Source organism: Synechocystis sp. PCC 7509, assembly GCF_000332075.2.
In the GTDB taxonomy this organism is placed as follows: Bacteria; Cyanobacteriota; Cyanobacteriia; order Cyanobacteriales; family Chroococcidiopsidaceae; genus Aliterella.
Map to the genome: position 1 here is coordinate 141000 of NZ_ALVU02000002.1, position 20780 is coordinate 161779.

At 38.2% G+C, this 20780-nt stretch carries 19 protein-coding genes; 18 read left to right on the forward strand and 1 reads right to left on the reverse strand.

Going from position 1 to position 20780, the window contains the following annotated elements:
• Positions 1-526 precede the first annotated feature (526 nt).
• The 17 genes from SYN7509_RS0221810 (at position 527) to SYN7509_RS0221895 (ending at position 20308) form a co-directional block, all read left to right on the forward strand.
• Positions 527-1708 (forward strand): ParM/StbA family protein, encoded by a 1182-nt coding sequence (locus tag SYN7509_RS0221810; RefSeq protein ID WP_009631125.1) that lies wholly within the window; start codon positions 527-529, stop codon positions 1706-1708.
• Positions 1692-2081 carry a hypothetical protein gene (locus SYN7509_RS0221815; RefSeq protein ID WP_028954499.1) on the forward strand — a complete coding sequence of 130 codons (390 nt, stop codon included), beginning with the start codon at positions 1692-1694 and terminating at the stop codon, positions 2079-2081. Before SYN7509_RS0221810 ends, SYN7509_RS0221815 begins: the two co-directional genes overlap by 17 nt.
• Before the next feature lie 10 nt (positions 2082-2091).
• Positions 2092-2475 carry a hypothetical protein gene (locus SYN7509_RS0221820; RefSeq protein WP_009631123.1) on the forward strand — a complete coding sequence of 128 codons (384 nt, stop codon included), beginning with the start codon at positions 2092-2094 and terminating at the stop codon, positions 2473-2475.
• A 72-nt stretch (positions 2476-2547) separates the two neighbouring features.
• Positions 2548-3297: a hypothetical protein gene (locus tag SYN7509_RS0221825; RefSeq protein ID WP_009631122.1), complete on the forward strand. Its 750-nt coding sequence runs from the start codon at positions 2548-2550 to the stop codon at positions 3295-3297.
• Between the two features lie 77 nt (positions 3298-3374).
• Complete coding sequence (locus SYN7509_RS0221830) at positions 3375-3686, forward strand: hypothetical protein (RefSeq protein ID WP_028954500.1); 312 nt, start codon at positions 3375-3377, stop codon at positions 3684-3686.
• Positions 3687-3928: 242 nt separating this feature from the next.
• Positions 3929-5476, forward strand: coding sequence for an SAVED domain-containing protein (locus tag SYN7509_RS0221835; RefSeq protein ID WP_009631121.1), 1548 nt, complete (start codon positions 3929-3931; stop codon positions 5474-5476).
• Positions 5477-5507: 31 nt separating this feature from the next.
• Complete coding sequence (locus SYN7509_RS0221840; RefSeq protein WP_009631120.1) at positions 5508-6662, forward strand: SMODS domain-containing nucleotidyltransferase; 1155 nt, start codon at positions 5508-5510, stop codon at positions 6660-6662.
• The gene (locus SYN7509_RS0221845; RefSeq protein WP_009631119.1) at positions 6662-8491 is read left to right on the forward strand and encodes a ThiF family adenylyltransferase; all 1830 of its coding nucleotides are present in this window, start codon (positions 6662-6664) and stop codon (positions 8489-8491) included. Before SYN7509_RS0221840 ends, SYN7509_RS0221845 begins: the two co-directional genes overlap by 1 nt.
• On the forward strand, positions 8484-8966 hold the full coding sequence (locus tag SYN7509_RS0221850; protein WP_009631118.1) for a Mov34/MPN/PAD-1 family protein: 483 nt from the start codon (positions 8484-8486) through the stop codon (positions 8964-8966). Before SYN7509_RS0221845 ends, SYN7509_RS0221850 begins: the two co-directional genes overlap by 8 nt.
• 69 nt (positions 8967-9035) lie before the next feature.
• Complete coding sequence (locus SYN7509_RS26745) at positions 9036-9362, forward strand: restriction endonuclease (RefSeq protein ID WP_227501575.1); 327 nt, start codon at positions 9036-9038, stop codon at positions 9360-9362.
• 67 nt (positions 9363-9429) lie between these two features.
• A complete protein-coding gene (locus tag SYN7509_RS0221860) occupies positions 9430-10044 on the forward strand; it encodes a hypothetical protein (protein WP_009631116.1) in 615 nt (204 codons plus the stop codon).
• 144 nt (positions 10045-10188) lie between these two features.
• A complete protein-coding gene (locus SYN7509_RS0221865) occupies positions 10189-11004 on the forward strand; it encodes a hypothetical protein (protein ID WP_009631115.1) in 816 nt (271 codons plus the stop codon).
• A 687-nt stretch (positions 11005-11691) separates the two neighbouring features.
• Positions 11692-12474 carry a TIGR04255 family protein gene (locus tag SYN7509_RS0221875; protein ID WP_009631114.1) on the forward strand — a complete coding sequence of 261 codons (783 nt, stop codon included), beginning with the start codon at positions 11692-11694 and terminating at the stop codon, positions 12472-12474.
• 66 nt (positions 12475-12540) lie between these two features.
• The gene (locus SYN7509_RS0221880) at positions 12541-13314 is read left to right on the forward strand and encodes a hypothetical protein (protein WP_009631113.1); all 774 of its coding nucleotides are present in this window, start codon (positions 12541-12543) and stop codon (positions 13312-13314) included.
• 77 nt (positions 13315-13391) lie between these two features.
• Complete coding sequence (locus SYN7509_RS0221885) at positions 13392-14228, forward strand: hypothetical protein (RefSeq protein WP_009631112.1); 837 nt, start codon at positions 13392-13394, stop codon at positions 14226-14228.
• A gap of 525 nt (positions 14229-14753) precedes the next feature.
• A complete protein-coding gene (locus SYN7509_RS0221890) occupies positions 14754-18191 on the forward strand; it encodes a hypothetical protein (RefSeq protein WP_009631111.1) in 3438 nt (1145 codons plus the stop codon).
• A 2-nt stretch (positions 18192-18193) separates the two neighbouring features.
• Positions 18194-20308, forward strand: a complete 2115-nt coding sequence (locus tag SYN7509_RS0221895) for a hypothetical protein (protein ID WP_009631110.1) — start codon at positions 18194-18196, stop codon at positions 20306-20308.
• A 3-nt stretch (positions 20309-20311) separates the two neighbouring features.
• Here the strand turns inward: SYN7509_RS0221895 and SYN7509_RS31465 are convergent, their stop codons facing one another.
• Positions 20312-20446, reverse strand: coding sequence for a hypothetical protein (locus SYN7509_RS31465; RefSeq protein WP_009631109.1), 135 nt, complete (start codon positions 20444-20446; stop codon positions 20312-20314).
• A 128-nt stretch (positions 20447-20574) separates the two neighbouring features.
• Here SYN7509_RS31465 and SYN7509_RS29895 point away from each other — a divergent pair, with 128 nt between their 5' ends.
• Positions 20575-20775, forward strand: a complete 201-nt coding sequence (locus SYN7509_RS29895) for a hypothetical protein (protein WP_148298159.1) — start codon at positions 20575-20577, stop codon at positions 20773-20775.
• Positions 20776-20780: the final 5 nt, after the last annotated feature.

Here is a 20780-nt window from a genome sequence, read left to right on the forward strand (position 1 = left end):
TTTGGTCGCGTAAAGTTGATACTAAAAATATAGCTTATAATTCAATTATTGCAACTCTTTGAATTGTGTTTTTGCACCAAAAGGTGCGTCAGGTGCGGTCGCCTATGCGACTACATAATTCCGGTGGGGTTTGGGGAGGTCGCCTCCCCATCGCTAGTCGGTAGAAAGCGGCAAGAGTCGGCATAAGTCGTCAATAGTTGCCGACTACCTAGCTATTTTAGGTACTTATTGATTAGTGCAGTCAATAAGTAAGAATTGAGTCGGCATAAGTCGGCACAAGTCGGTAAAAATTGTTTATTTTGGTCAATAAAATGTTTGAAAATGGTTTGTTTTTTCTTCAATAAGTGCTAAGTTAAATTTGAAGTAACGCCAGTCGGTATAAATCGGTAAAAGTTGTTTAATAACGTCAACAACTCCGAGAAACCGCCAAACAGTGTTAGCACAGTAAAATCAAAAATTATTGAGAATTGCTGCGAATGTAAATTCGCAAAAAACTTTGTGTTGGCATTGAAATAAAGAGGAATAAATGCCTGAGCTTAAAACAATGGAAAGGCAAATCGTTTTAGTCTTAACTTTAGATCCTGGGTCATCGCTAACAAAGATCGTGTATCAGATTGTTTACAATTGTTGGGAAAAATCTGAGCCAAAGATTTTGTTGATGGAACCCCAGGTAATAGAAGTAAGCCAAGAGTTGATTGAGGCATACGAGGCGCAAAGGTTGACCAGCGCCGACCCAGAAAACGAGGCTTGGATAGAGTGTGAGGGGGAGTTTTATGCGGTGGGGTTCTTAGCCCAGAAACAATTTTACGCTCATGCCGGACTTAATGAGTTGAAGTACGAAAGAGCAGTATTAAAGTTGATGGCAGCCGTAGGAGCGATCGCAGAGCGTGAGGGTTTACCAGACTCTTTTTCTGTGGCGTTAGCCTCACTATTGCCTTACAAAGAATGGCGGGACTGTGAAAAGTTTGAGCGCTCGGCTACCAACGCCTTATCTAACTTCTGCTTTCGTGGCAAGGCATTCTCATTGCCATTACAGGTGTTTGAATGCAAACCTGAAGGTGCGGGACTGGTATTGACACGTGGGAGAAAGTTAGGGTTAGCAACCAAAGAGCGGGTAATCTTAGTGCTGATGATGGGCTACCGAGATGTATCTTTTCTACTATTTGAACGTGGCAAGATTGTTGATGGTGGCACGTCACCAAAACATTACGGGTTAGTGTTGTTAGTTGAGAGGGTACAACAACGTACATCTGGGCAGGATAGCGAACCATTGCTTCGAGCCATCCATCGGGCGGCAATGGCTAAAAAGCCAGGGAAGGACAAACAAAAGCTGTTTCAAGAGCTAGTGCGGAGTAAAAAGCCACAACATCAAGCTGAAGAAATTGCCCAAATTATGGAGGCGGTGAGAATTTCCCGCCTTGAGTATTGGAGCATTCTGTCTGGATGGCTAAAGAGTATAATTCCCACAGGTGTTGATGAAGTAGTTATTGGCGGCGGAACGGCGGAGTGTTTTCGCTCTGAACTCAAGTCTCACTTTGCGACTATTGATATTTCCTGGGCAGCAGAATTAGAGGAGGATGTGAGACTAGCATTCAACCTCTCACCAGAAAAAGATACTTTGTGTTTGCGACTAGCAGATGTCTATGGATTATCTCGTTCTCTCCTTAAAAAAATAGAAGGCGGTGTTGGTCTTGTCAGAAAAATTTGAGATCCGTTTTAGTATTCAGGCGGAACCAGGTAGCCCAGAATTTGAACTACTGCGCTATTTAAAAAATTCCGCTCAGACGCTCTACCCACTTAGAGATATGGCAATGACGGCGCTGATAAGTCATTGGCTACCACTGGTTTATAGAGATAGCAAAAAAGCAACACCACAAAAATTACACCAAGTCATTCGTGATTGTAGTAACCGACTGATGTTGCAGCTACAGTATTTTCGAGAAATGGATGAAATGGCACAAGAGCAAAATCAACTTAGAGATAGTACCTCAAACGGTCAATACCCCGCGCAAATTGAGCCATCTCCTCCGGCTGTAGAAGATGAAACCCAATACGATCCTGACGATTTATTCAATAATTAGCAGGCACGATATGTCCCAGAGTTTAGAAAATATCTCAAATCTTTTGCACGAATCGCCATCATTATTCCTGTTGTCTGCCTTTAGACTAGATGCAGGTAAAATCACCATATTGTTTAGTTCAGTATTAGCAGCAAGAGAAGTGGCTTATATGTTGCGCGGTGATTGGGATGGTGTCAATGCTGTCACTATCTACCAGCCGGATGCGGTAGCAGTACAGAATACTTTGGCTTTACTGAAATTAGAACTAGGGCAAGAGGAAGTTAATTACTGTTATGCCGGAGAGGATTGTTCAGTATTGGTACTTCCTCCTCTCCAAATTTTCTCTACAGCCCGTAGTGGTAAGTCGGTATTGATGGCTGAATTTCTAATGCAATTTTCAGGTTATAAGGCATAGAAGCTTGAGTAAAACTTTTGCTCTTTAAGTTCATTAAATTGACTACTGTTTCACTAATCCAAGGAATCAATCATGTACCAAAAACACGAACTATTTGCCGAATTGTCTTCTGTTGACATTGCCGAAACACTCAAAGCCTGCGCTCTAGAGCAAAAAGATGAATATATGGAAGACGAAGCTGACCGCTTTCGCGAATGTCGTGCGCTAATTGAGCAAGGCAAAACATACAAGCAGACAGCAGCACAGTTTCGTAAGCAGGACAAACTAAAGGAATCTGGCGATGCCCAAGCGGATACCAACATACTAGAAATGTCTGAACTATTAACCCTATCTAGCGAACAGGTGGGGACGCGGATTTCTCTAATTGAGGCGGGAAAAATTCTGTCAGCCTGCGATTTATCGGATAAAGAGCAGTATGATTCCCAAGAATGCGATCGCTTCCTGGAGGCGTGTACCTTAGTCAAACAACAAAACAAGACTTATGAAGAAGTAGCAGCACATTTTGGGATTGCTCAACAGAGCAAGTCTAACGCTCATGGTATGTTGCTTGATGAAGTCAGACAATTGCTCAGTCAACCTGCTTTTAGCCAAGCAGAACAAATCCGCGAAGCATTGCCTCAGATGGCAATCGAACAACTAGAGGAAATCAAAGCATTGTTCTGGCAAATGACCGCTCAAAGATTGCGACAGTATGTTGACTCTGGGCAACTAGAAGCAGAGATTCGCCAAGCATCTAAGAGCGTACTAGCGACTTCTTCGGGAAACTCACTGGGGCTGTTGAATCCAAGCAGCAGCCCGAATCAGAAGCGTTTGCCTGGTTAATTGACGAGTGTATCCAACAGCGCATCACCGTTATTTCAACCACAGATCGGCAGCTAATTGAGTTAAACAACTATAAGTTGCGGGAACATGCCAAAGCGATCGCCCAAGAACAACGTTTGGACAAAGCCAGGATGGAGCGGTGGCAAATGTGGCTGAAGTGGACGGTTGGTAACTTACACAAAGCATCCAACCGGACTACGTTCTTTTATTTTGTGTGGACACCGTTGGTAGTTTTCTATTGTGCGATCGCATTTATGGGGATGCCCGTTGCTGTCGCTTGCCCCAAGGCGAACGGTGTCTGCCATAATCTGCGGGTAATGGCTTTAGAAACAAGGAAGACTGTACTGTTGCCGCAGGTGTGGGTGGATAAACTAAAGAGGAAACAGTAATGGAGAAATTACCAAAGTTTTTGAAGCCTTATAGAAGATGAACACAAAAGTCTTACTATCTTTACGCAATCGCTGGACATAATAGATAAAATTATAGTCTGTCGTTTACGTCAAAATTAAGCATTGACTCACAAAAAATACGCTAATTCAGAAAAAACTCAAATTACTGATTCAATTTCTTAAAAGTTGGGAATAATAGATAATGCACCAATTGACTTTGTAAAAAGGTAGTGGAATCCAGTATGGCAAGAGCGATTGCCGCTCGTATACAAGGTGATGATTATCAAGCTCGGTGGTTTTGGGTTCAGGTCTGTCGCCTGTTTGCCGAACGAACAAGAGTAGTACGCGTAGCATATGAAGAAAGCAACGTAAAATCCTTTGATGATGTCGTTACCTATTTCGGCAATAATGCGTCTGAGGATGAAGATAACTTGCTTCAAGCTGAATACTACCAAGTAAAGTTCCACGTTACATCAGCAGGATCTATTACCTGGCAAGGGCTGATGGACCCTAGCTTTATTAATGCAACATCAGTTTCTATACTTCAGCGCCTTAAGAATGCCCAAGAGCAATACGCTCCTAGTGGAACTGAGGCTCATATTATCCTTTATTCTCCTTGGCAAATCCATCCTGAAGACCTTTTGGCACAAGTCCATTCTCAAACAGATGGCAGGCTAGATTGGTATAGGTTAGCTAAAGGTGGCGAAAAATCGCAATTAGGCAAGCTTCGTAGCGCTTGGCGAAAACATTTAGGGATCGAAACAGACGAACAGCTTCGAGTAGTTCTTTGTCCTTTACGCATCCACCAAGGTCCAACTCTAAATGAGTTGGGTAATAAGCTAAACGATAAACTATATCGAGCTGGACTTAAACCTGTTGACGAGGGATGTCAGTGCCATCCCTACGATGACTTAGCACGCAAGTTTATTCAAACTGGAAGAACCCAATTTACACGCTCAGAGATAGAGGTGATTTGTAAACGGGAGAAGCTTTGGATGGGGTACTCTATTCCTGAACCAGATACTTACCGTGTAGGTATTCGTAGTTTCCTCCAGTGGGCAGAAAACTTGGAAGACGAAACTGATGTCATGCTTGACTTACTGCATTGGTTTAACGGACGATATATTAAGTCTCCTGAACTCTGGCAGAAGCAAATATATCCAGAAATAAAGAGCTTTTTATCTACAAATTTACGTCCTAATCAACGCTGCCTTATCCATTTTCATACCCATGCGTCGATTGTCTTCGCAGCAGGTTATTGCCTTAACTCTAAATCTGGGGTTGACGTAGCAGTTGTTCAATCTACTACTTCCGGACGAGAAATCTGGAGATTATCTGCAAAACCCAAGCATGAGTATTACCCAACTTGGCATTTTGCTGAGAAGCTAATTTCGGACGAAGGCGTAGATATAGCTCTAACTATATCTGCGACCCATGATGTTCTATCAGATGTCGAAGACTACATCACTCAATCAAAGCTCATATTTCACCGCATTATTTCCTGCTCACTTTGTGCTGGAGCTAGCCAACAGGCTGTACTAAATGCCGATCATGCCAAACTACTTGCTACCCATCTGTCAAACCACCTTAAAAGCGCTCGTACTACTGCCGAACGTAAAGCGAAGCTACACATTTTTGCTGCTGCTCCTAATGCATTAGTCTTTTCGGTCGGTCAACTTGCTCAAAGCTTCGGCTCGTGCGTCTTCTACGAATACGACTTTGACAGAAGTAATCCTGGTGAGTATCAACCCACTTTGAGTTTTCCGTTTCCAATTTTACACGAACATTAATAACCAAGTTAAATTTTTAAGTAAAGTAAATATGGAACTGCCTAGCTATTTTATCGACTTTCTGTCCAACATTCGTCCTACTGACAATCAAGTTGATGACTACATTCGCGGTCACAGAACCTTAAGCAAAAATCTTTTGGCAGATCCACTGCTTGCACCTATTATTGTGGCGATTATTCTCCAAGGAAGTTATCGCCGCGCTACAGCTGTGAAACCAAAATCAGGTAAACGAGCTGATGTCGATGTCATTGTAGTAACAAAGCTTAACCAACAAGACTATCTGAATCCAGAAAGCGCGTTCAACCCATTTATTCCCTTCCTCAACAAATATTATCAAGACAAGTTCGAATTACAGGGTCGCTCTGTTGGAATTACGCTATCCTACGTAGATCTTGACTTAGTAATTACTTCAGCACCATCAGAAAGTGAAATTGGCATACTTAAATCTGACAGTGTCATTTCCCAGGATACTCCTGAAAATGTTAACGATTGGCGCTTAGTGCCATCGTGGATATCTTTAGAAAGTCGATCGACCATGCCTACTCAGTTGATGCAGTCTCGATTGAATAATGCAAAGAAAGAAGCTGAATGGAAACTTTCACCACTCTATATTCCAGACCGAGATGCTAAAGTTTGGGTTCCTACACACCCCTTAGCCCAAATCCAATGGACATGGGACAAAAATCGCTTGTGTAATGGACATTATATAAATGTCGTGAAAGCCCTCAAGTGGTGGCGGAGAGTAAACCATCTGACACCAAAATACCCAAAAGGATATCCTGTTGAGCATCTAATCGGGCAGTGTTGTCCTGATGGAATTTGCTCAGTAGCAGAGGGTGTAACGAAAACCTTAGAGAAAATTGCAAGTAGCTATAAGGTGTATGCCGCATCAAAGACTGCACCAGACCTGCGAGATCATAGCGTACCTACACATAATGTATTCAAACGGGTATCAGGGGAAGACTTTGCAGAATTCCACAACCAGGTATGCACTGCTGCGAAGGTAGCTCGCGACGCAATTGATGCGGATACTGTGTATGAGAGCGCTGAGAATTGGCGCATACTCTTCGGTCAGGAATTTCCAAAAGCACCAAATGATAATAGTGGTCGTACCCTTGGTCCAAATCCTGGCGGATTTACTCAACGGAGTAATATATCTATCCTTGGTGGAGGAAGGTTTGCATAGTGCGCGCTAAAAAAACACCTTCAGAAGCACTGCTTGTTGCTCGTAGATCGTTAGAGGGTATGTCATCGGTTTTACTTCTACAAGACTGGACATGGAGTGAACAAGTAAAAGAATGGGTACTTCACTGTAGGCTATCTCTGGATATCTCAAAAGAAGGGTTAGTACCTATATCAACAGATTGGTACGTTCTTGTTACTCCACAGTATCCTTGGGGAGACATTAAATTTTACCCAGCTAAACAAAAAGGACTGACTCAGACTTTTCCTCACCAAAACTTTAACAGCTATGGCGATGAGCAACTACCTTGGCGCGATGGTAAATTATGTTTGATTACTGATATTGGGGCTGTGGGTCGTCAAAGATATGACATTGAGCCTTACGATGTAAATACGAGGCTGTACTGGCATTTCCAGCGCGCAGTTAACTGGTTAATTGCAGCCTCAGAAGATAACCTTGCTGCTCCCTATGAACACTTTGAGCTTCCTCATTTTCCCTTAACTTCTCTGACTACAGTTACTTTTTCTGAAGGAGATGAATCGTTTGTCCAGTGGGAAAATATTTCCGCTCGAGCAGGTCTAGTTGAGCTAGTACCATTTAGTAGAACAACCAATCTGTTTTTCGTCAAATCCTTTCAATCAATGGATGGTAGAGAGTTACTCACCCCGACTTGGGGAAAAGGAATGACTGATGCAAGCGCTGCACCAATAAGGGGAATATGGTTACGATTGAAAAATATCCCTATTGTTTCACCATGGCAAGCTCCATCAACTTGGAAAGAATTACGGGTAGCTTGTCGCAGCCAAGGAATAGATCTGGACGATTTATTAAAACCAGCACTAAAGACTATAAGGGATAAAAAAAAGCATATTGTTCTTATCGGCTTCCCTATCCCCAGTCTAGTAAATGGACTATCCCAGCAAATTCATTGGCAAGCATTGTTATTGCCTGTTTTATCTCAGGGGACGAAGACAGCTAAGGGATTTAGAACTAATGAGGAGGGTTATTGGCGGCGAGACTATACGAATACTTTTTGTGGAAAAAATATCTTATCATGGATAGTATCAGAAAACTGGCACGTTGAGCAAATCACTACTCGTGGCAAGCTTCCCAAAGCCTTAACTGCCCAAAAAATTTTATTACTGGGAGCTGGTGCAGTTGGTTCATCTATAGCTGAACTTTTATGTCGAGGCAATGTACACGATATTACCATCGTTGATCCAGATATATTAGAAGTAGGTAACCTTACCCGCAATTCCCTAGATCTACAGACAATCAAAATGTCCAAAGCCTATGGAATGGCTTATCGACTCAATCTTATCTCTCCCCATGCTGCTGTTGAAGCCATTTCTGCGGCTTTTCCGGTTGTTAAAGAAGCAGAAGAATTGCAAATTCAAAAGTGCAACATTGTTGTTGACTGTACGGGAAGTGATGCTGTGCTGCACAACCTGGAAAGTTTTCCTTGGAGCAACGACAAAATTTTCTTCTCTATTTCAATAGGATTAGGTGGCAAGCGTCTTTTTTGCTTTTCTGCCTACGGTAGTAGCTTTCCTCACACTAGCTTCCGCAACATGATAAATCCTTGGCTAGGTAAAGAACTCCAGGAATATGATGATCAGGAATTACCTAGAGAAGGTATTGGATGTTGGCATCCAGTTTTTCCAGCACGAGCTGATGATATATGGATGATGGCATCAACAGCAGTAAAGCATATAGAATCTTTGCTTAAATCGCCAATCAAATCTCCTGATTTAGCTGTTTTTGAGCAAGTTTATGAAAACAGTAGTTTTGTAGGCATTCATCAAGTGTATACTGAGGTAGGAAATGGCTGACCTAGAGTTTTGGTCGTTGGATAAAAAATTTGGAATTAGCATCGCTGAGAAAAGACTATCCCAACTTTTAAAAATGTGTGTCCATTCTGGCACTAATGAAACTGGGGGTATTCTTGTGGGTTTCTATACGGAGTTGCACACCTGTGCTGTGGTAACAGCCATATCTAGCCCTCCCTCAGATTCCTCTAGCGGTAGCAACTGGTTTAATAGAGGGACACAAGGTCTCGAAGGATGGCTGCATCGGCTCTGGCATCGTGATAAGCACTATTATTTAGGTGAATGGCACTTTCATCCATATGCATCCCCTAAAGCCAGCCAGATAGACATTGAGCAAATGAATCAGATTGCTTCATCGCCTCTTTATCAATGCCCGGAGCCACTACTCTTGATTATCGGTGGTAGTTCGGTAAACGAGTGGAATGCAAAAGCTTATGTATTTCTGCAAAACACAAAATTTATAGAGTTAGTAAGATAAATAACTGTTGTTGAACTACCGGAAGCGATCGCTATCCTACGCAAAATGAACCCTTAAGCTTTTGAAGAATTGCTATTAATGTGCTGTCGGGAACAAGGATGGAAAATCGAGCGTAACTTTTGCTATACGGGTGACGGTAGTTTAGATGGGCGAGTGATAATCGCTGGAAGGCTTTATCTAATTCAAGCAAAGCGTTATCGCGGTTATATTAACCCTAAGCATATCCGTGACTTTTACCAAGTTATCCAGGGGGAGGAAGCGCATGGAGGATTCTTTATCCATACGGGTAAAACTGGAGAATTAGCAAAGGAATTGCTGCGGGATTATCAGATAAGTTTACTCAGTGGTCAACGGTTGGTTAATTTTGTCTTGGGGCAGTCGCTGAAAATTATATAAATCATCATAATGGTCTATGAAACAATAATAGTTAGTTGTTAATTTCTATGCTCTCAACTCTGTAAATATGGAACTGATTGACTACCCGCGAGCGATAAACGAGAAAGCACATAAGTGCCTAGAAGTATTTCAGCAAGTGCAGCAGCAAAAATCAGAAATCGATTGCTTAGTTAACGCTGTCTTTTGTCAAGTTGCTTTTGACCCAACACTAAAAAATCAAAATCAGCGCGATGCTCGAAAAGCTACAATACTAGCTGAGGATCGTCAATACACTGAAAAACTAGCTAAACTACAAACTTTAAAAAATGAATTGGGTTCTCTGAAAATTCACCTAGAATATTTACGTAACGAGTTTGCTGCTGTGAGATTAGCAGCGGCTGTCAAACTAGATGTAATCACTAAGTTAGGCGATACTGCAACTGCTGAAACTTTACGAGCGCATTTAGCAGGGATGGCTTTACAAAGTGTCTTCAGTAGTGTCTGTTTGTCTCAAACAATCTCGCCTTTAGAGGTTGCAGAGCAAGCAGTCACTTTTGCAGATGCCCTGGTTAGTAGGCTAGAAGTCGAGAGTGTAGGCAATAGCACTCTTTGGGAAAAGAAAGTTTATGCCCAGCAAAATTTAGAAGAGGAAGAGTTTAATGATGATAGCGACTCCGAGACAACGCAATCGCATTTGGGTTAATTAGATTTTTAATTAGCGGTAAACGATTAATTAATTTTGTGTTAGGACTAAAGTTGAGGTTTATGGGGTAACGATGGCTGTTGCTACGGATGATAGTTGAGTTTTCATTTAGCTGTATAACTAGAGAAAGGAAATGTTATCGCAATGCGAAAACTACCCGAATGCCGCCGTTGTAAATTTTATGCTGATGAGGAACTTCTAGTTTGTGCGTTGCATCCAGATGGCATTGCTCAAGGCAACGATACTTGCTCAGATTTTGATATTACTACAGAGAAAAAACATAAGGAGCATAACTATAGAGCGGAAGACTTAGACTTTGCCTCAGCACTGTTAAGAAACCAAGGATGTACAGACGACCAAGCGTATTATCACAGCTTATCTGAGATGATGGCAGGAATGCTTTATAACCCGACTAGCGATTTACTAGAACAGCCCTTATCAGATTTTTTCTATTATGTGTTGCGCCTATCCGAGTTATTAGCAGATTTAACTAGGTACACCCCTTTACAGCTTCCTGATGACTGCTACGGGCAACTTGCAGCAGATGGACGTAGCATTATGGTTCATCAAGCGCGGTTCTTAATTACTCATGGTTCAGCAGAAGTTTTAACTCCTCAAGGGCGGCAGTTTCTCTACGGAGAAGATTTATATATTGCCAGAAGAATTGCTAATTACTTAAGTCGTGAAAATGATTTGAGCAGGGCAGTGGGGCAGTCGTATTTCGATGATATGTTAGAACGAATTAGCGGTAATGCAAATCTACATGGCATTGAGGCAGTTGAACGCCTTCTTGGTAGTGACTTATTGTTTGACTTTGAGTATCCTCCCAGTTTTAACCTTAGCAAGTGGAAAGAAAATTGGGCAGATAATCAGACAGACTTGGTAGTACATTTCTCAGTGCCAAGAACAATTACTTTCGTCAAACAACGGTTTGACATTACGCTGAACTATCCATTTTGACTTTAACAAAGCAATTGCCTCTATCTAATAGCAATACACTTCGGGGTAATACTCAGGCGCTCAAAGAAGAGCTATAAATTAGCACTGGAATACCAAGGCAGGTATTGAGGCGATCACACTTGGAAAAGACTAAAATCCACCACGTTATCGGCATCGACGGCACTACCCTGATAGTCTTCCACACCCCAGCCCACTGCTGGCAGTTCCGGTTGATTAGCCCTGGCGGAGCAGTGTTTGGGGAACGTAAGATTTACTACACGGCTAAAGCCGCGCTTAAAGCAGGGCTGGAGTGAGTGGCTCAGGGGAGTTAAACTACTCCGTTCTTAATTTTTGTACCTATCAGAGAAACTTTCTTATAAATTTTCAAGGGACGTTGCTTTTGTTGCAGGCAAAGCACAAGAGCGCTCACTACGGAAGTAAGTGTCTGACACAGGGCTTTTTCCTACCTATTTAAGAGGTAAGGCGTTAATGAGAGCGCTTAACAGCAAACATTATTTAAGGTATTTTACCTCTATACAATTCACTCCTGACAAGCCTTTGAGAGAATTTAGATTTTTAAATTTGAAATCTGCGATGTCTGTAATAGTTGCGATAAGACGGAGAAAGTAAAGATTTAGTGTTTTTGGAGCTTTTATTTACATTACGGTGCATAATACAGTTAGTGTAAGATTTAGTGTAAGATTTCAGATGAAGAGAACATCGCCTGCGCTTCGCTTAGAAAATTCACCTCTAGTCTATGTTCTTGCTCAGGTCGCAATTTCTCCTATTCTCATTATGGAAAACTACATCCCAGCGCTTCAGGAGAAATTACGACATAAAGGATACATAAAGTACAAATATGCTCCAACTCCAGAATTTAACCTTTCTCCGCAGATACATATAGCTTCTTTGGATAGGTGGTTTTTTACTGATAAAAATGAACAAGAAGCGGTAATAATTTCTCCACATTTTATTGTTCTCGAAACAACTAATTACGATGTATTCGATGTATTCGTGCAGTCCTTCAAAGAAATTCTCATAATTTTTCAAGAAGTCACGGACGCTAGTTTAGCTGAAAGAGTTGGACTAAGGTATGTGGATGTAATTAGACCCAAAGAAGGACAAACACTTAGCGATTATTTAAAACCTAGCATTCTTGGAATACCAGCAGAGGATTTTGGCGCTACCAAGTCACTATATAAGTTTGAAACAACTGCTTTAACACCAGCCGGAGGACTTGTTTTACGTCTTTTCCAGTCTGATAATGGTTCTTACCTACCACCTGACATTAGTCTAGAGAGTGTTAAACCGACACTCCAAATTGATCCAGGTGAAACTGTTGCAGTTCTTGACGTAGACAATTTTTCATTACAGCAACGTGAATTTGTCACTGATGATTTAATTGAATATATGCGGCAGCTTCATGATTACACAGTTAGAGCATTTAAAGCGGCGGTAACATCTAAAGCTCTTAAGTTTTGGGGAGCTTGAAGATATAATAAACTCTAAAGATTAGTTGATTTTGAATAGCAAATAGTTAATAAATTTGGTGATTATATGTCTACTACATTAGCTGAATCTGGTCTACATAAAGAGCGAAACATAAGTACAGAAATAACTACTAATTACTTATCTATAATTACTGCTGACGTACTTATAGGAAATACACCTATAGCACTTCGGGGTTCTTATACAAATTCAACCACTGTAAATAGATCATTTGCAGAATGCATAGAAGAAGATATCATAATTGGCACAGGCGGACTTGTATCACCAACTATAAATAGGATGGCTTCTACTCGTACAGCAGGATACGTGCCATACAGCATAAAATCTCCTTTAGCTGAAGCTACTGCTAATAGAAATCAACCTATCTATAGCGTAGAAGATATTGTGTCCAATATCCGCTCATCTCTTTCACTTACCATGCAGGAAATGGCTAGAACGCTTCGAGTTGAACGTCAAACAGTTTACTCATGGATTGGAGCTAGTTCTGAACCTCATCCATTTAATAGAGAGCGGTTGAATAAAATTTTTCTCATAGCACAGTATTGGGACAAGCTTTTGTCTATGCCACTTGGAAAGACGGTAAGACAATTACTTATAAATGGAAAGTCTGTCGTTGATTTACTCTCAGAGGATACTTTAGATGAGCAAGCGATATTTGCTCATCTAAAGTCATTTGCTCAAGAGCGAAATATGCCTTTGCAAAATCTACAAAGGAAATCTAGTGTGCGCGAACTGGTAGCAAAACATAATTTAAAGGTTAAAGAGAGTGAGGACACTATAAATTGGTTAACAGGGAAACGCATTGATGCTGACACAGAATAATAAGATTTAAAAAAATAATAAAATTTAATGGATTCTGACTTACAAAAATTCTCATTAGTATTAAAAACTAATCCTAAATGTGTATTGCTCAGTTAGGTTGGCGGCAAGGCTGTATTTTGTCTAAAAATATGGTTATACAGTTACAGAATAACGATGAAATTATAAAAGATGTAAGTGAAAGTGAAAAAGAAATTATAAAGGGTGCAAATGAATCAGATTTACTCATCGTAGTAACTCACGATTGTGACTTAGTTCATGACTCCTTTGAAAATGAACCTGAAATAGAAGTTGTACTTGCTCGTTCTGTTACTACAGAAAATGCTTCCCGATTTTGGGGTAAGAATCCCCGTAAATTTCAGTTTGAACTTCAGCCAGAACAACTATTATATGAAATTTGTGTTCACGATCGAGTTTTTATACCTCGCAAATTATTATTAAATGACTCTCCTAACTCAGAAAGGCAGCTAGAAGCAAGTTTAATAAAACAAGTTTGTTTATGGATATCGAAAAGATACTTTCGAGCAGCCTTTCCTGACTCTTTTAATAATAGAATTACTGACAAATTTAAAAAAAAGATAGCAGAAAAATTTAAAAAGAAGGGCAAAGAAATTACAGCTATTTATATTGCAGGGGCGGATGAAGAGGTGCAAGGCAATGATATGTATAAGATCATTATAAAAGCAACTATGCAATGCGAGACATTTGAGAATCCTGTTTTGCTCCGAGAGGCTCAGAGTATAATTGACTTATTGGAAATTGAGTTTTGTCAATGTCCAGGTATAGATGTTGCACAGAGTTTGCTTGTATCTGAAGCTGACGTTTCTATTGACGATTTACGTTTTCTTAAGCGTTGGGACTACGATCATTTAAGCTTTAGGGGAGATACCCCTGATGAAATTGCACCCTATCCTTAATTTGTCACTCTAGGCAAGGAAAAAATAAACTCGACCTTGGAAAAGCTTGAGTCATATGCCCTTCAAGATTAATTTTATAACAGATGAATTAATTTGTAGCAACTTTACTAAAATTCCTATCAATAGTAGCTTACAATTCTAGTCTTCCGAAAGTGTCAAGTCAGGGATTAGTTGCCAGCAGTCCTAGTTTATTAGTGCTGATCAAGCAGTGTTTGGAAGCGTAAAATCTACCACAGTGCTGAAGTGGCTTTTAAGGGGGCTGGACTATATTACTCAGGGAAATTAAGGAAAACTTTTTGTAGCTATCTTTATCGTTACCTTAGTAAGGCAAGATTACATGATTTGCAACTATTGTCAATTTTAAGAGTAAACCCTCTTAAAAAGTTGAGTTTAGTTACTTTTTAACTATTTCTAATGATTCTAGGAATAAAATATTAAAGTGTAACAGTCATGCTTTTTATTTAATAAATTAATTTTAGGTTAATTACCTCTAAGTTAAACTGAACTAAATTAGTTGGAAATGATATGGAAGAAATATTAAACGAGTACTGTAAACAAATTAATCCTGGGCTTCTTCTCCTGAGTATGCCGACTGGTTTTGGCAAAACATACAACGTTATTAAATTTATCTATTCTAATTATAAGGAGTTTGCTTTTCAAAAGAGAAAAATTATTTTTATTACGAATCTCAAGAAAAACTTGCCAATTGAGGATTTAAGAAAGCATTTTATTGCAAATAACAATAGAGATGAATTTGAAGACTACGTTCTTTTTATTGATTCTAATTCTCAGAGTGTTATTACTAATTTAACTTTAATCGAGGATGAAATTCCAGAAAAGTTTAAAACCGAAAATTATCTGCGTTTAAAATCTTATATAGAAATATGTAAGAATAGCCAGTTGCCTCAATCTGTAAAATCTACCCTTGAAAAAGAAATTCGTGGAGATATTGAACCAGCATTCCGAGAATTTATTAAAAAAACGTTAAATGAAAATTTCAAAACAAAAAAGGCTCGGCTATTAGCTATAAAAAACAATCAAGAATATCAATGGATTGGAAAATTGTATCCCGCAGTATTTACAGATGAAAGAACGGTTTTATTCCTTAGTATGGATAAGTTCATCACTAAAAACTCGACACTTGTTGAGCCGTCGTATTACTTCTATGAACGATTAATTAATAAATCAGTCATTTTTATTGATGAGTTTGATACCACTAAAGAATCTGTCCTCAACAATATTATTAAGTCAGGCTTGCGCCATCGTGTGGATCTTCTAGATTTATTCTTGAATATTCACAATCATCTTATGCAAAATGAATGCCCTGAAGGGCTACTTAAAGAATCTAAATGGCGTAAGCAAAAATCCGCAGGGAAGAATTGGTTATCTCTAGGAAAGCAGATTGAATCTTTTCGAGATAAAGCAGATCGCATATTCAATACATATAAATTACAGCATACTTGTAAATCACATAAAAATTTTTCGACAAATAAAAGAGATTTTTTATTTTATGATTATCAATTTCATAATGTGTTAGATCGCCATAAGCGTATTGAAATTATTGAAGATTCACAGAATCGTACAAATTGGATTCAGGCTTTTGATGTTAAAACAAAAACAGTCGGGATCGATATTCATTCATTATTAAGAGATATTGCAGGATTTTTAACTTATTTTCAAACAGGTATTGGATATTTAGCAGAGAATTATCGCCATTTGAAAGAGGAAGATGACAGCATTCACGAAGCCTTTCCCCTAGAATCTGCTATTAAAACAGTTCTTAATCATTTTCGCCTTGATAGTAAAGATGTTGAATTTTTGACGAGTAATATTATCGAAGGTGACTTGCCGTATGGACTGCGAACCGATAAAGGAAGCATCCAACGTCAAGGGTTTTATGATACTGGCTTTCGTTACCACGATATCGTTGATAGTGATGAGCATGATACCTTATCAAAAATATATATGTTCAACTTCAGCCGTACACCAGAATCTTTTTTGGCTGGAGTTTGTTCAAAAGCTATAGTTGTCGGCATTTCTGCGACTGCTGGGCTTTATACAAACATTGGAAATTATGATCTTGAGTATTTAAAATCTCGGTTAGGGGATTCATTTATACGTCTTAAGCATGATACTCTTGTTAGGCTAAAGAACGCATATTTTGAAGCAACCAAAGGATATGCTCAAATTAAAATAAAAACTAATTTTATTGAAGTAGAGTCACAGAAAGAAGCTATTAAAAAACTTGAAAGCCTTTTAAAAGACGAAACAGCAGCTAATCATTTATGGAACACTCTTCAGTTCAAAATAGATAATGAAAAACCGTATAAAGAATTTGTGTTTTCTCGTTATGTAAAAGTGTTAACTGCATGGAAATATTTTTTAGAAAACTATGATTGTCATGCGTTTATTTGCTTTTTTACTAAAATACCTAAGCTAAATGACTTAGACTTTGATCTTAATATATTATATGAGTACGCTGAATTATTACTAGATGGGAATAAAGAGTTTATAAATGATAAAGTTTCAGAAACTATTGTTGTACTTAGTGGAGTTGAATTCGAGGAAAAGAAAGCACAAATACTAAATGACCTCAAGAATAACAAGCGCCGCTTTATTATTTCATCTTATCAGACAAGTGGAATAGGACAAAATTTACAATTTCCCGTTCCTACTGATGTCAAACCAATACATATCAATGACTTTCCTAAGCATGAATATATGGACATTAATGGAATTTATTTAGATAATCCCACAAATTTGCTTGTTAATATTTCTAGGGCAAGTATTGAACATGAAAATTTTATTAAGTATATTTTTCAATTAGAATTTTTAGTTCAAAATGGAGCTATTTCACTAAATACATTTAGAAGCAAGTTAGATGAAGCTTTTAAACGTTATTTGGGAGGAAGTAATAAGATAAATCATAACTTTAAAAACTTATATAATACTAATGCTTATTCACGTTATGTAAATAAAATAGTTATTCAAGCTATAGGTCGAATATGCCGAACAAATATGAAAGCTTCAACTATTCATATTCTCTGTGATACTTTAATCCGAAAACATTTAACTGGATTATGTTTACCAGAAGATGTGATTCCTATTCGGGAATATGCTGCTCTGCTTAAATCCATTAATTCATCAACTAAGCAATCTGAAGATTTGATAGAAATACAAAATCGTGCATCTAATAGAAGTAATCAAACTTCTGCTTATATACGCCGCCAATTGAGTACGCCTTGGACACCTCAGAGTGTTAAAGCGTGGCAAGAACTTAGAGAACAAGTCCTCATTCAACCTGTGGTAGAAAAAGAGGCAGAATCTAATCCTAAGTGGAACCCTATTTACCTTAAAGTAAAACAACCTGCTTCTTCATACATTTATTCACAAACAGAAGATTATGAAGATATTGAAATTTTCTTTTGTAATGAATACGGAAAAAAAGAAGTAAAGGAAGTGAGTGAGAAATCTGCTTATCTTCCAAATTTGATGAAAATTGATATTTTACACAATTTATTTGTAGATTCTGGTTGGGCAACAACATTCCCCGAATCTGAATTGATGCTGACACCACCAATGTTTAACAATATTTATAAAGGAGCATTAGGCGAAGTATGCGGAAAATATATTTTTGATAAACTTTTAAATATTAATCTTTTAGAACTGCAAGTAGATGAATTTGAGCGTTTTGACTTTAAAACTGATACAAATATCTATATAGATTTCAAGTTTTGGAATGATCGGGTTGCCGTACAAGCTAATGACCTAATTAGTAAAATCCGCACTAAAATGACAACTGTTCGAGCAGAGCGAGTTTTTATAATCAATATTCTTGGTTCTTCTAATACAATTTTTCATCCACAAATCTCATCTGATAGGAAAATAATTGAAGTTCCTTACCTCTGTAAAAATAATAAAGTAGATGACGAAGCACTTGAATTTATTGTGAAGGAACTTTAGAGATGAGTATTTCTACGAACCGTTTGAAAATAAATTTTGATGTTGACGCTATTAGGGATGACTTTGTATTTATTCGTTTTAGTCGCGAACGAAAAAAAAATTGGAATGGGGCAGCAGAGTTAGATTACTTTATTGGTAAAGATTTCAATGCTGATGCTGTTATGTTTCAGTATGGAAAATATGCTTATGCCATGTTTAAAAAACCAGTCGATGTTTATCAACTTCTTGAGGGTATTAGGGTGAACAAAGAATTTGACGATAATGCTGTTACTGAGGTTTTTCCAAGCATTTCACAACATGATCCTGAAGAGTGCATTTGTGAAGCATGGCTGGCTCAGATTTTATTAAACTCACTGTCTTCCTCAAAATCGCGTTTTGCTAAATACCATTATTGCAATTTAACTGGCTCATTATTACTTGTGCAAGATTTTGAAGGTAAAAACAAAGACTATCTTGATGTAGCAAAAGTGACTTTAACTTCAGACTACTTATTAGAAGTAAAAATTGTTCGTTACCGGACAAAAATTTCTATTCTTGCAGAATTAAAAAAGACTAATGATAACAAACGTAAGGAAGAACTTAAAAATGCTCTTGAAAAACCTTATTATAGGGTTGAATTAGCAACTAACAGCCTTCGTAGGCATTTACCCCGTGATGGGGAAGTTGATGCAAAATTAATATATATTGAATGTGGCTTAAAAGGGAAAAAAGCATCTGCAGCCTTTCTTGATTTTAGTAATATTGATAGATTTTACAAAAGTCGCGCAGGTATTTTGCATAATGTTATATCCAAAGTTAGCGAGGATTTGTCAAAATACATAAATGTTGGTTTTCATAATATTGAAGTTGATGAGACTATTGAACTCAATAACACTTTGCTGAAAAAGCCAGAACAACTTCGCTCATTACTTGATAACCAGCTAATTAATATAACTGATAAAATCAAAAATCAAGAGTCTGAAGATTTAATAAATGCTGTAAAAATATTCCTTTATCCTAACTATGTCACTGATGAAAAGCTCATTTCTTATAGTAAAAAAGATAAAGAAGGCGCTTTAAATTTTAGAATAATTCACACTGAAGATTACTACGAAAAAATGAATTTGGAAGATGAATATATCCCTTCAACCGATCTAATCTATCGACAACATCTTACAATAAAATCAATTGAAGCTATAACTAATGCTACTCTTAAAACGAGTATTAAAGAGCTACTGATAAAACGAGATATTAGCACTCGCACATTAAATTTGTTTGATTGGGCTAAACTAAAATTAACTGGAGTTTGGACTTTTGCTGCTTGGGATGAAAATGCAAGTAATGTTATCTTTATGGAAATTTTTCCAGATGGTAGTTTCCAATTTTACAAAATAGATTATCAGGATATCTTTAACTATCAAAAGTTTCAAAAATATAGAGAATTAATGATTGATAGTTATGGGAACAAGATTAAGACATTGGAAGGTCTTGTTATTTCTGATACAAATGACATAAATCAGATATTATGTACTGATGAAGTTAGCCTTCCCGATCTTACTAAAATTGAAGCTATTATTAATGAAGTTAATACCGAGCTTCCTGAAAACAAGCGCACTGGAACCGATCTGGCAGCATTACTACAAGAGTTTATGACTAAAGTTTTCAAGAAAGACAGTGATGAACTAATATTATCTATTGAAGAGTTGATAGAACTGGGTAGCAGCGAATTAAATAAAACCAGCTTCCGAAAAGTTTTGAATGATAAGTTAGGAAAGAATACAAATGTTGCATCTGAATTACGACAATATCTTTTGACTCAGCATCAAATTAGACTTAGTTTTCCAAAACAGAAAGAAAGTCTTGAAGATTTATTCGACGCTTCTCTTAACATAAGATATTTTGGTGAAACTGCAAAAGAGGCTTATTACTTTGTTGGGGGGCGAAGAGAAAGTGTACAGTTTTCTTTCAAAGATGCCTGTCATCTTCGTAAAATTGTTGCAGTGAACGACTCGAAACTTATATTTAGCCAACTCCTTCCGACTATGGATACAGATTTTGTCCGCACTGGGCAAAGTACCGTAATCCCTTTTCCATTTAAATATATTAGGGAATATAAGAATTTTGGCGTTGCTCAATAACTGTTAACGTTCTATCCAAGCATTTGAGCGTTCCACAATCCGCCTTGCTGCCACTGGGACAAATCCGGTTTTCTTTTGGGAGTCAATTTCTGCTAGCGTAGGCTTCGGTGCTAGTTTAAACCAAATCTTAATCATCATCTGAGGGTAAAGTACCTAGAAATTAATATTGCAAAAAGTAAACTCAGATTGACTTGACCTTTAACATAGTGCAAAAATCCACCTAACCGCAAGTTAAAGCTTGCTCCGCTCAATCACCAATACCACCCGTGAATAGCCAACCGCGAACCGTCCAAATGTATTTTGACGGTGTTGAAGTGCTACGGATTGAAGATGGCAACAAGTGTCATGAAATCTTATTCCCACTTGGTCATCAACCGGATTTGATGGAAATGAGATGGGATGGAGAGTTAGTTTACGCTATTTCCAACGCTACTTCCGAAGTTCTAGTCAACCGTCTGCCTAAATAGTTCAG